The sequence below is a fragment of the Kitasatospora sp. NPDC059747 genome (genome assembly GCF_042732955.1).
Lineage (GTDB): Bacteria > Actinomycetota > Actinomycetes > Streptomycetales > Streptomycetaceae > Kitasatospora.
On sequence record NZ_JBHWGV010000068.1, the window covers coordinates 1 to 11136 of the forward strand.

Annotated in this window: 12 protein-coding genes; 7 read left to right on the forward strand and 5 right to left on the reverse strand. The window is 73.7% G+C overall.

The genetic code is table 11. The annotated features are described in order from the left end of the window. From ACFV4G_RS26825 to ACFV4G_RS26845, 5 genes are all read right to left on the reverse strand, one after another. Window positions 1–183, reverse strand: a 183-nt coding sequence (locus ACFV4G_RS26825; protein WP_380444588.1) for a chorismate synthase, incomplete at its 3' end; no start/stop codon positions are given. Beyond that, window positions 102–1376 carry a 3-phosphoshikimate 1-carboxyvinyltransferase gene (aroA, locus tag ACFV4G_RS26830; protein WP_380444590.1) on the reverse strand — a complete coding sequence of 425 codons (1275 nt, stop codon included), beginning with the start codon at window positions 1374–1376 and terminating at the stop codon, window positions 102–104. The genes aroA and ACFV4G_RS26825, both read right to left, overlap by 82 nt. A 25-nt stretch (window positions 1377–1401) precedes the next feature. After that, entirely contained in the window at window positions 1402–3294 is a 1893-nt protein-coding gene (locus ACFV4G_RS26835; protein ID WP_380444592.1) for an anthranilate synthase family protein, read from the reverse strand. Window positions 3295–3323: 29 nt separating this feature from the next. Next, complete coding sequence (locus ACFV4G_RS26840) at window positions 3324–3983, reverse strand: isochorismatase family protein (protein ID WP_380444594.1); 660 nt, start codon at window positions 3981–3983, stop codon at window positions 3324–3326. A 68-nt stretch (window positions 3984–4051) separates the two neighbouring features. Further along, complete coding sequence (locus tag ACFV4G_RS26845; protein WP_380444596.1) at window positions 4052–5224, reverse strand: 3-deoxy-7-phosphoheptulonate synthase; 1173 nt, start codon at window positions 5222–5224, stop codon at window positions 4052–4054. A gap of 247 nt (window positions 5225–5471) precedes the next feature. Between ACFV4G_RS26845 and ACFV4G_RS26850 the strand changes: the two genes are divergently transcribed. The 7 genes from ACFV4G_RS26850 to ACFV4G_RS26880 all read left to right on the forward strand — a co-directional run bounded on the left by ACFV4G_RS26850 (window position 5472) and on the right by ACFV4G_RS26880 (window position 11051). Then, complete coding sequence (locus tag ACFV4G_RS26850) at window positions 5472–5960, forward strand: PhzA/PhzB family protein (protein ID WP_380444597.1); 489 nt, start codon at window positions 5472–5474, stop codon at window positions 5958–5960. 32 nt (window positions 5961–5992) lie between these two features. After that, entirely contained in the window at window positions 5993–6328 is a 336-nt protein-coding gene (locus ACFV4G_RS26855) for a hypothetical protein (RefSeq protein WP_380444599.1), read from the forward strand. A 67-nt stretch (window positions 6329–6395) separates the two neighbouring features. Continuing rightward, complete coding sequence (locus ACFV4G_RS26860; RefSeq protein ID WP_380444601.1) at window positions 6396–7229, forward strand: PhzF family phenazine biosynthesis protein; 834 nt, start codon at window positions 6396–6398, stop codon at window positions 7227–7229. Between the two features lie 9 nt (window positions 7230–7238). Further along, a complete protein-coding gene (gene phzG, locus ACFV4G_RS26865) occupies window positions 7239–7910 on the forward strand; it encodes a phenazine biosynthesis FMN-dependent oxidase PhzG (protein ID WP_380444603.1) in 672 nt (223 codons plus the stop codon). 35 nt (window positions 7911–7945) lie between these two features. After that, a complete protein-coding gene (locus tag ACFV4G_RS26870) occupies window positions 7946–9238 on the forward strand; it encodes a flavin-dependent oxidoreductase (RefSeq protein ID WP_380444605.1) in 1293 nt (430 codons plus the stop codon). Continuing rightward, window positions 9235–9591, forward strand: coding sequence for a nuclear transport factor 2 family protein (locus ACFV4G_RS26875; protein ID WP_380444606.1), 357 nt, complete (start codon window positions 9235–9237; stop codon window positions 9589–9591). The genes ACFV4G_RS26870 and ACFV4G_RS26875 overlap by 4 nt, the downstream gene beginning before the upstream one ends. Window positions 9592–9860: 269 nt before the next feature. After that, on the forward strand, window positions 9861–11051 hold the full coding sequence (locus tag ACFV4G_RS26880; RefSeq protein WP_380444607.1) for an IS701 family transposase: 1191 nt from the start codon (window positions 9861–9863) through the stop codon (window positions 11049–11051). Window positions 11052–11136 lie beyond the last annotated feature (85 nt).

Here is an 11136-nt window from a genome sequence, read left to right on the forward strand (position 1 = left end):
CACCACGGCGGTGGTGACCGGTACACCAGCGGGCAGGCCCTCCAGCGTCGCGACCAGTGCGGGGCCGTGCGACTCCCCCGCCGTCAGCCAGCGCAGCCCGGTCAACGTCGTTCTCCTTCCAGAGGTGCCGGGAACAGCCGGCGCAGTTCGGTGTGGAAGCCGGGAAAGGTCTTGGTCACGCACGAGGGGTCGTCGAGTTCGATCCCGGGCGCGCGCAGCCCGAGGACGGAGAACGCCATCGCGATCCGGTGGTCGCGGTGGCACCTGATCCGGGCCGGCCGGACCGGCCCCGGATGCACGGTGATCCGGTCCTGGGCCGTCTCGACCGTCACGCCGCAGGCGGCCAGGTTCCCGGCGACCGCCTCGATCCGGTCCGACTCCTTGAGGCGCGCGTGCGCGATGCCGCGGATCGTGATCGGCGCGTCGGCCAGCGGCGCGATCGCGGCCAGCGTCATGAAGGTGTCCGAGATCGCGCCCATGTCGACCTCGAAGCCGCCGCGCAGCCGCCCGCTACCGGTGACCGTCGTCGCGTCCGCGCCGACCTCGACCCGGGCGCCCGCGGTGCGCAGCACCTCGACGAAGCCGAGGTCGCCCTGGAGGCTGTCGCGGCCCAGGCCCGGGACGGTGACCGCGCGCCCGGTGACCGCGGCGGCGGCGAAGACGTACGAGGCCGTCGAGGCGTCCGGTTCGATCGCCAGGTCGGTCGCGGTGTAGCCGCCGGTGCCGATCCCGATGACCCCGGGGGCCTCCTCGGTCACCCGGGCGCCGAAGCGGCGCATCAGCGCGATGGTCATGTCGATGTACGGCCGGCTGACCAGGTCCCGCACGGTCACGGTCAGCGGGGTGTCCAGCAGCGGCGCCGCCATCAGCAGACCGCTCAGGAACTGGCTGCTGTGCCGACCGTCCACGGCGAGCTCACCGCCGCGCAGCCCGTCGGCGTCCACCAGCAGCGGCAGTCCGCCGCTTCCGGCGGCGCGGACGTCCGCGCCGAGGCGTCGCAGGGCGTCGGCCAGCGGGCGCAGCGGGCGGGCGCGCAACTGGTCGGAGCCGTCGAAGAGGTAGCGGCCCCGGCCGGTCGCGGCGAACGGGGGCAGGAACCGGGCGGCGGTCCCGGCGTCGGCGCACCGGATCGTGGCGCCGCCGGACGGGCCCCCGCCGATCCCGGTGACCCGCCATTCGCCGTCCTGCGGGCCGGTTGCGACGGGCACGCCCAGGTCGGTCAGCGCGGTCCGGAAGGCGAGCGTGTCGTCGCTGGTCAGCGGTGCCCGCAGCTGGCTGGTGCCGGTGGCGGCCGCGGCGAGCAGCAGGGCCCGGTTGGTGATGCTCTTGGAGCCCGGGATCCGGGCGGCGAGCGCGGGGCCGGCGGGAGCCGTCACCGGTGCACCCCCCGGGCCGGTCCGGTCAGCGGTCGCACGAGCGCACCACCTCGGTCAGCAGGCCGGCGACGATGCGCACGCCGTCCCGGGTGAGCACCGACTCGGCGTGGAACTGCATCGACGCGAAGCCCCGGCCCCGCAGCGCGTGCACCTCGCCGGTGGCGCCGTCCCGGCTGAGCTCGACGACGCCGAACTCGGGGTGCGTGATCTTGTCCTCGTCACTCCGCGCGGCGAACGTGTTGTAGAAGCCGACCCGCTCGCGCGCGCCGAACAGGTCGATCTCCGTCTGGACGCCCTGGTTGGGCACGTCCCGCCGGGCCAGTTCGAGGCCGAGCAGCGTGGACAGCACCTGGTGGCTGAGGCAGACCGCGAGGAACGGCCGCTGCTCCCGCAGGAGCCGGGAGACCGCGGCCCGCAGGTGGGCGATCTTGGGGTGGCCGGTGTCCCGCGGGTCGCCGGGGCCCGGGCCCATCACGACCAGGTCGTGGTCGTCGACGTCGTACGGCTCGTCGAACCGCCGGACCGTCACCTCCAGGCCCATGGAGGCGAGTTGGTGGCCGATCATCGAGGTGAAGGTGTCCTCGGCGTCCACGATCAGCACGCTGCGGCCGGCCAGCTCCGCGACCCCGTCCGCCCCGTCCGCGCTCTCCCGCAGCCAGAAGTCGGCGATGCCGGTGTTGCGCTGCTCCAGCGCCTCGCGGACCCGGGGGTGATCGGCGAACCGGCCGGTGCCGCCGGCTTCGAGCGCGGCCAGCAGCCCGGCCGCCTTGGCCCGGGTCTCGGCGACCTCGCTCTGCGGGTCGGAGTGCCGCACCAGGGTCGCGCCGACCCCGATCCGCACCAGGCCGCCGCGGTCGATGTCGGCGGTGCGGATCAGGATGGCCGAGTCCATGGTGCGGGCGCCGTCCTCGTCGTGGCCGATCAGCGCCATCACACCGCTGTAGTAGCCCCGGCCCTCGGGCTCGTACCGGCTGATCACCTTGCAGGCGCTCTCCAGCGGGCTGCCGGTGACGGTGGGGGCGAACATCGTCTCGCGCAGGATGTCCCGGACGTCGTGGGAGGTCCTGCCCTCGATGAAGTACTCGGTGTGCGCGAGCCGGGCCATCTCCTTGAGGTGGGGGCCGACGACGCGGCCGCCCCGCTCGCAGATCCGGGCCATCATCTTCAGCTCTTCGTCGACCACCATGTAGAGCTCGTCGGCCTCCTTCCGGTCCGCGAGGAAGGCCATGACGCCCGCCAGGTCGGGGCCGGCCGCCGGATACCGGTAGGTGCCGCTGATCGGGTTCATCACGGCGGTGCCGTCGCGCAGGCTGACGTGCCGCTCCGGGCTGGCGCCGACGAAGGTGCGGTCGCCGGCCCGGACCAGGAAGGTCCAGTAGGCGCCGGACTCGCGCTCCACCAGGCGCCGGAAGAACGACAGGGCGCTGCGCGGCGTGTAGTCGGTGATCTCGGCGACGAACGAGCGCTTGATGACGAAGTTCGCGCCCTCGCCGTTGCCGATCTCCCGGTCGATGACCCGGCGCACGGTGGCCGCGTACGTCTCGTCGTCCACGTCGAAGCGGCCGCCGGCCAGGGTGATCGGGTCGTTCGGCAGCCTGCGCAGCACGTGGGCGAGCGGCAGGGCGGCCTGCTCGGCGACCGCGAGCGTGATCAGCGGCGCGCCGTCGTCGACGCCGGCGAAGCCGCGTTCGGTGATCTGCCGGTACGGGACGACGGCCAGCACCTCGTGCCGGGCACCCCCGTGCGCGGCGGCGGACCCCGGTGCGTCCGGCACGGGGATCCCGGCGAGCGTGTCCACCGCGGACGCCTCGCCGAGCAGCACCTCGATCACGTCCGGCCCGGCCGCCTCGGGGCGGTACAGCAGGGCGTAGGCACCGGGGGCCCCGGTGAGCACCCGGTCCAGCAGGTCCGCCCCCATCGGGCTCTCCTCCCGTTCTGCCGGCCGGCTCACCGGGCCGCCCCCACGGACGGGGCGAGCCCGGCGAGCACGGACTTGGTCGAGGTGACCACCGCGCAGCGCTCCGCCGCGTAGGTGAGCGCCAGCCGGTGGTAGGCCTCCGAGAAATCGGCCACCGCGTCGGCGACCAGGAAGGTCTGGATGTCGTTGGTGAAGGCCTCCACGGCCGTCATCAGCACTCCGACGTGGGCGTACACGCCGCAGACGACGAGCTGGTCCCGGCCGTGGGCGCGCATCCGCTCCAGCAGGTCCGACTTGTGGAACGCGCTGTAGCGCCACTTGGTGAACACCCAGTCGGACGGCCCGGGTCCGAGCGGGTCGACGACCTGCCGGTCCTCCGGCGACACCTCCATGCCGGGCCCCCAGAAGTCCTTGAGGAGGCCGCGCTGCTCGGCGGTCATGCCGCCCGGCTGCGCCGTGTAGGCGACCGGGGCGCCGAGCGCCGCGAACTCCTCGCGCAGCAGCGCGGTGTTCTGCACCAGGGGCCGCCCGGGGGATTCGCTCGCCGGGAACGGCCGCAGGAAGTAGCGCTGCATGTCGTGGATCAGCAGGACCGCCCGGTCGGGGTCGACCGTCCAGCGCGCGGTGTTGGCCGGCAGGTCGCTCTCGGAGGGCATCGGGTAGGGGTCGATGGACGGAAGGCCCGCCATGGTCGTCCTTTCACTGGGCAGCCCGCTGCTTGGGGAGGCTGCGTGGGGGCTTGGGGGGTGGCCGGGCGTCAGCCGAGCCAGGCGGACACGACCGAGACGGCCTGGCGCGGGTTCAGCCGCGGGTCGCAGAAGCTCGTGTACTTGCCGCCGACCTCGTGGAGCCGGTCCCGGTCGGCGACGCACTCGGTGACCTCGTCCGGCGTCGTCTCCAGGTGGATGCCGCCCGCCGTGCCGCCCGCGCACGTGACGGCCCGGTGGAAGTCCACGACCTCCTTGACGACCGTCGTCACCAGCCGCGTCTTGAGCCCCCCGGGGCCGCTGACGGTGTTGCCGTGCATCGGGTCGGTGAGCCAGACGACCGGGTGGCCGGCCAGGCGGACGGCCCTGACCAGGTCGGGGAGCCGCTCGCCCACCGTGTCCGCGCCCATCCGGGCGATCAGCGTGAGGCGGCCCGGGGTCCGCTCCGGGTCGAGCTTCGCGCACAGGGCCAGCAGCTCGTCGGCGGTCATGGTCGGACCGACCTTGCAGGCGACCGGGTTCGCCACGGCCGCGAGCATCGCGACGTGGGCGCCGTCCACCTGCCGGGTGCGCTCGCCGATCCACGGCCAGTGGGTGGAGCCGAGGAGCAGCCGGCCGTCCGGCTGGGTGCGCAGCATGGGCAGCTCGTAGTCGAGCAGCAGCGCCTCGTGGCTGGTCCACGCCGGGGTGTCCGGCCGGGTGCGCCGGTCCCGGCCGTTCCAGCCCAGCAGCCCGACGACCTCGCGCGCGGACTGGTAGCCGGTCAGCATCCGCTTCGGGTCCGGCCGCCGCAGTTCGGCGTCCGGTTCCGGCGAGTTGACCATGTGGCCCCGGTAGACCGGGAGTTCGACGTCGCCGACGGTCTCGGTCGGCTTCGAGCGGGGCTTGGCGTACTGGCCGGCCAGCCGGCCCACCCGCAGGACCGGCTTGTGCGAGGTCATCCTCATGACACCCGCCAGCACCTCCAACAGGCCCGCCTTGCGGGCGACATCGCCCGGCGTGGCCTCCGCCCAGTCCTCGGCGCAGTCGCCGGACTGGATGATCTGTATTCGGCCGACCGCCGCCTCGGCGAGCAGCGTCCGGAGGACGTCGGTGTCCTCGACGGTGACGAGCGGTGGCAGCGAGGCGAGTTCGGCCCTGACCGGGCCGAGTTCCGGGTGGCCAGCCCAGTCCGGCTGCTGGACCACGGGCAACGAGCGGAGGAATTCGTCGACACTGGGCACCTGATACCTCCAAGGAGAGGGGAAACCGCTCGTTCGGCATCTCCGGAGCGGCTGCGCCCCGACTCTCCGGGAGACGACGGGCCGTCCGGAAGCCGCGGACCCGGACTCCGTCACATGGCAACGGACTTCGTCCCGACTTGACGGAGTCCCGCGGCCGGCGTTGCGGACCGGGCACCGCCCGAACAGAGTCCAGTGCGGCGGTCCCCGAACGGCCGCCGGAATTCCCCGATCCCCGTGGAGGTCACCGATGTCCGAGGCCGAGCAGCCGCCGGCGTTCCGCAACGACGACGAGATCCGCCGGCACAACCGGTCGATCGTCGAGCAGTACATGAACACCCGCGGCGAGGACCGCCTCAAGCGGCACCTGCTGTTCACCGAGGACGGCTGCGGCGGACTGTGGACCACCGACACCGGCGAGCCGATCGTCACCCACGGCCGGGACCGGCTGGGCGAGCACGCGGTGTGGTCGCTGCAGTGCTTCCCGGACTGGGTGTGGACCAACATCGAGATCTTCGAGACCCAGGACCCGAACCGCTTCTGGGTCGAGTGCGACGGCGAGGGGAAGATCCTGTTCCCCGGCTATCCGGAGGGCCACTACCGCAACCACTTCATCCACTCGTTCGAGTTCGAGAACGGGAAGATCAAGCGGGAGCGGGAGTTCATGAACCCGAACCAGCAGCTGCGCGCGCTCGGAATCCCGGTGCCGGCCGTCCGGCGCGAGGGAATCCCCACCTGAGCCGGCCGGGAACGGCCGGAGGAAGCGGACCCATGAAGGCCGACATCGCCTGGTGGGAGCTGGACGGCTCCCCGCAGACCATCGAGTCGCTCGCCGAGCACCTGCGGGACGGCGCCGTGCAACCGTGGGCCGACGTGCCCGGGCTGCGCGTGAAGTTCTGGATCGCCGACCGGGAGAACAACCGCTGGGGCGCGGTCATGGTCTGGGAGACGGACCGGCCCGCGGACCGGCCGCTGCCGCCGAACCGCGCGGCCGAGCTGATCGGCGGCCCACCCACCCACCGGATGCGGTTCGACGTCGAGGCCGTCGCCGAGGGCGTCCACTCCCTTCCGGTGCTGCACGGCCTCGGCACCGCCCTGACGCCCTGACGGGATCCGTCAGGGATCCGTCAGGGATCCGTCAGGGATCCACTGCACCACCTCTCCAGGAGACCCCTTGCACGACTACATCGTTGTGGACGCCTTCTCCCGCAAGCCGCTGGAGGGCAATCCGGTGGCCGTCTTCTTCGACGCCGCGGACCTGCCGGCGGAGCGGATGCAACAGATCGCGAAGGAGATGAACCTCTCCGAGTGCACCTTCGTGCTCCCGGCCGAGCAGGGCGGCGACGCACGCATCCGGATCTTCACCCCGGTCAACGAACTCCCGTTCGCCGGGCACCCCATGCTGGGCACCTCGGTCGCCCTCGGCCGGACGTGGAAGGCCGACCGGCTGCGGCTGGAGACCGCCATGGGCGTCATCCCGTTCGAGCTCGACCACGGCGAGGACTCCAGCTCCTCCCGGATGCAGCAGCCGATCCCCACCTGGGAGCCGTACGAGCACGCGGAGGAGCTGCTCGCGGCGCTCGGCGTGACGGATCCGGTCACCCCGGTGGTGGCGTACCGCAACGGCCCGCGTCACGTGTTCGTCGGCCTGGAGAGCGTCGAGGCGCTCTCGGCGCTGCGCCCGGACCACCGCGCGCTCACGCGGTTCCCCGACATGGCCGCCAACTGCTTCGCCGGCTCGGGCACCGCGTGGCGCACCCGCATGTTCTCGCCCGCCTACGGCGTGGTCGAGGACGCGGCGACCGGCTCGGCGGCCGGCCCGCTCGCCATCCACCTGGCCCGGTTCGGGCTCGCCGCGTACGGGCAGGAACTGGAGATCCTCCAGGGGGTCGAGATGGGCCGCCCCTCGCTCATGCTCGCGCACGCCGAGGGCGACGGCGACCGGCCCCGCGTTGTCCACGTCGGCGGCCACGGCACCGTCGTCGCCCGCGGCACCATCTACGTCTAGGAGATTCCGGTGAGCACCACCGCCAACCACACCGCGACCGGCAACTCCAGCAGGTTCGAGTCGCTCAGCGGGGAGACCGACCTCCCCTTCCCCGAGTACGACGCCCCGCCGGCCGAGCCGATCGGGCTGCTGCAGTCCTGGCTGGCGCGGGCCGCCGAGCGCGGCGTCCGGGAGCCCCGGGCACTCGCCCTGGCCACCGCCGACGCCAAGGGCCGCCCCTCCACCCGGATCATCGCGATCAGCCGGGTGACCGAGCGGGGCCTGGTCTTCCTGAGCCACACCAGCAGCCAGAAGGGCCGGGAGATCGCCGAGACCGGCTGGGCGTCGGGCCTGCTGTACTGGCGGGAGACGGCGCAGCAGGTGTCCGTCTCCGGGCCGGTCGAACGGCTCGACGACGCCGAGTCCGACGCGATGTGGTCGGCCCGGCCGGTGCCGATGCACGCGATGTCCACGGCCGCCCACCAGAGCGACCCGCTGGCCGACGTGGCCGCGTTGCGGGCCGAGGCCGAGCGGCTGGAGGCCACCGGCACCCCGCTGCCGCGGCCCGAGCGCTTCGTCGGCTACCTGCTGACGCCCGCCGCGATCGAGTTCTGGGCCGCCAGTTCCGACCGGCTGCACCGCCGGCTCCGCTACGACCGCCAGGACGACCTGAGCTGGACCACCACCAAGCTGCAGCCGTGAGCTGACGGAAGGCGCGAGAAGGAGAGGGCCGGGACATGGACGTGATCATCATCGGAGGCGGGATCGGTGGCCTGACCACCGCGCTCAGCCTCCACGCGGCGGGCATCCGCGCGACCGTGCTGGAGCGGACCCGGGAGATCCGTCCGCTCGGCGTGGGCATCAACGTGCAGCCGCACGCGGTGCGGGAGTTGACGGAGCTGGGGCTCGGCGACGAACTCGCCGCGCTCGGCGTGCCCACCGCCGACATGGTCTGGGTCGACGGCAGCGGCGAGGCCCAGCACCGGGAGGACCGCGGACTCGCCCGGGGCTACCGGTGGCCGCAGTACTCGATCCACCGCGGCGAGCTCCAGCTGATGCTGCTCGACGCGGTCCGGGCACGGCTGGGCGCCGACGCGGTCCGGACCGGCACGACGTTCGAGGCCGTCGAGCAGATCCCGGACGGCGTGCGGGTCCGGGTGACCGACCGGACGACCGGGGAGCCCGGCCTGCTCGGCGCCGACCTGCTCGTCGGGGCGGACGGGCTGCACTCCGCCGTGCGGGCCCGGCTCCACCCCGGCGAAGGGCCGCTGCACTGGTCCGGCGTCATGATGTGGCGCGGCGTGACGCCGACCGAGCCGTTCCTCACCGGCCGGACGATGATCCACGCCGACGCCGGCCGCGGCGCCCGGCTGATCGCGTACCCGATCGGCCCGGCCGCCGCGGAGCAGGGCCGGTCGCTGACCAACTGGGTGTGCATGGTCTCGGTGGCCGAACCGCAGCCGCTCGGCGGCGACGCGCGGTGGAACCGGGCGGGCGAACTGGAGGACTTCCTCCCGCACTTCGCCGACTGGGACCTCGGCTGGCTGGACGTGCCGGCCCTGCTGAGCGGCAGCACCGGCATCCTGGAGTACCCGATGGTCGACCGCGACCCGCTCGACCGGTGGGGCGAGGGACGGGTGACGCTGCTGGGCGACGCCGCGCACCCGATGTACCCCGTCGGCGCGAACGGCGCCTCACAGGCCATCGTCGACGCCCGCGTCCTCGCCTACCGGCTCGCGACGACCGAGGACCCCGTGGCCGCGCTGCGCGGCTACGAGGACGAGCGGCGCGAGGCCACGACCGCCGTCGTGCTCGCGAACCGGCGGATGGACCGGTCGAAGCCGAGGAACCCGGGCGACGCCGCGGGCGGCGCGCCCGCCAAGGGCGTCTACACCACCATCGCCAAGACGTACGGCCGGGCCACCGGCGACGACGCGGCCGAACTCAACACCCGGGCCTCGCTGAACCCGCCGGTGCGGGCATCCGCCGGCGGGGCCCGCACCGAAGGACGAGAGGAAGCGACGACATGAGCGTCAACCCCGTGGACGTGACCGCGACGTACTACGCGGCCTGGAAGGCCAAGGACTACGACACCCTGCGCTCGGTGCTGGCCGACGACATCGAGTTCACCGGCCCGTTCGGCAACGCCAGCGGCGGCGACGACCTCCGGGAGAAGATCGAGAAGGCGCCGGGCTCCTTCACCGACATCGTCATCCGGAAGGTCTTCAGCGACGGCCCCGACGTCGTCACGTGGTTCGAGATGCACACCAGCTTCGCGCCCCCGGTCCAGGTCGCCGCCTGGAGCCACGTCGTGGACGGGAAGATCACGCGCCACCAGGCCGCCCTGGACCCGCGGGCACTGCTCGGGCTCGGACAGGAGTAGTCCGGCCACACCACTGCGCGCGACCGCCGGGCGAAGCGGTGGCCGGGTCCGCCCGCCACCCGGCCCGGCGGTCGCGCGCAGTGCCGGGACACCCGCCCGCCGGCGCTACGGGGTGGCCCCTGCACCTGGCCCGCACCACCCGCCCCGGGCCACCCTGGAGGGGCTTAAGCAAGCCTCAAGGGCAGTGCATAGAGGGGGATTCTGTGAACGCTGCTGGCAATATCAGGGCTGTCCGGCACCGACGTACCGCCCCGTTCCGACTCGGCTCGGTGCGACCGGTGTCCGACGGCGAGCTCCTCCTGAAGGACCTGAGCACCACCCTCTTCGCGTCGCTTCCGCGAAGGGACCAACGGCGCAAGGGGGAACAGTACCTCCGTGGACTGCTGGCCGCGCAGGGCCGCAGGTCGATCAGGAACATCGCGGCCTGCCTCGGGGACCCGGCGCTCGACCAGAGCCTGCACCACTTCATCTGCAGTTCCACCTGGGACTGGATGCCGATGCGCGAGGCGCTCGCGGACTGGCTCGAACCGAACGTCCGGCCGCAGGCCTGGGTGGTGCGCCAACTGTCGATCCCGAAGTCGGGACGGCACTCCGTGGGCGTGGGCCGGGGCTTCGACCACCACCTGGACCAGGAGTTCCACGGACAGCGGGCGTTCGGCCTGTGGGCCGCCTCGGAGCGGGCCAGCGCCCCGGTCAACTGGCGGCTGCTGTGCGCGGACCGGCCGACGACGGACGGCGGCGGCCCGAGCCCGTCCGCGCAGCCCCGGCGGATCGGGGAACCGCGGTACGGGGAGACCACCGACGACTGCGCCACCGCCGTGGCACTGGACTTCGCCCGGCTCCACGACGCCGCCCGGCGTCCGGTCGTGCTCGACGTACCGGTCGAGGACCCGGCCGGCGTGATCCGGCGCTTCGACCGGGCCGGCGTGCGCGCGCTCGTCCGCGTCGCCGGCACCGAGCGGCTCTCCGTCGAGGACCCGACCCTGCCCGGCCACGGCCTCGGAGCGCTGGAAGCGCGACGGATCCTCGACTCGGCCGGGGGACTTCGCCGGCTCGTCGGCTGGCCCGACCCGACGGCGCCGTCCGGCGTGCGGCGGGCCTCGGCGGCCGCGGTGCGGGTGGGCCTGCCGGGCGCGGACCCCGGCCTGCCCGGCGGGCGCGACAGCGGGCTCGTCCTGGTCGGGGAGTGGGACGACCCGCGGCGCCGGCCCACCGGGCTGTGGCTCGGCAACCTGGCCGGGGCGCCCGCGAGCACGCTGCTGCGGCTGACGAAGCTGGCCGACCGGGTCGGGCGCGACCTGGCCGGCTTCGGGGACCGGGCCGGCCTGCGGGACTTCGAGGGGCGCTCGCTGCGGGGCTGGCACTGCCACAGCACGCTGGCGTCCGCGGCGCACGCCGTGGAGGTGCTGATGGCGGCCCACGGCGAGACCGAGGACCACGCCCCCAAGATCCCCGCCTGAAACGCCCGGCCGGGGGGGGGGGGGTCGGGCCCGACCCCACCGACCGGCTCGCCCACCCCCCCCCACCAACAGACGACAGACTAGA

Bases quoted from the DNA above. Each gene is read 5' to 3' on its own strand.
- ACFV4G_RS26875 (WP_380444606.1), top strand. From the start codon at position 9,235: ATGAGCGTCAACCCCGTGGACGTGACCGCGACGTACTACGCGGCCTGG.
- ACFV4G_RS26855 (WP_380444599.1), top strand. From the start codon at position 5,993: ATGAAGGCCGACATCGCCTGGTGGGAGCTGGACGGCTCCCCGCAGACC.
- ACFV4G_RS26840 (WP_380444594.1), bottom strand. From the start codon at position 3,983: ATGGCGGGCCTTCCGTCCATCGACCCCTACCCGATGCCCTCCGAGAGC.
- ACFV4G_RS26870 (WP_380444605.1), top strand. From the start codon at position 7,946: ATGGACGTGATCATCATCGGAGGCGGGATCGGTGGCCTGACCACCGCG.
- ACFV4G_RS26835 (WP_380444592.1), bottom strand. From the start codon at position 3,294: ATGGGGGCGGACCTGCTGGACCGGGTGCTCACCGGGGCCCCCGGTGCC.
- ACFV4G_RS26850 (WP_380444597.1), top strand. From the start codon at position 5,472: ATGTCCGAGGCCGAGCAGCCGCCGGCGTTCCGCAACGACGACGAGATC.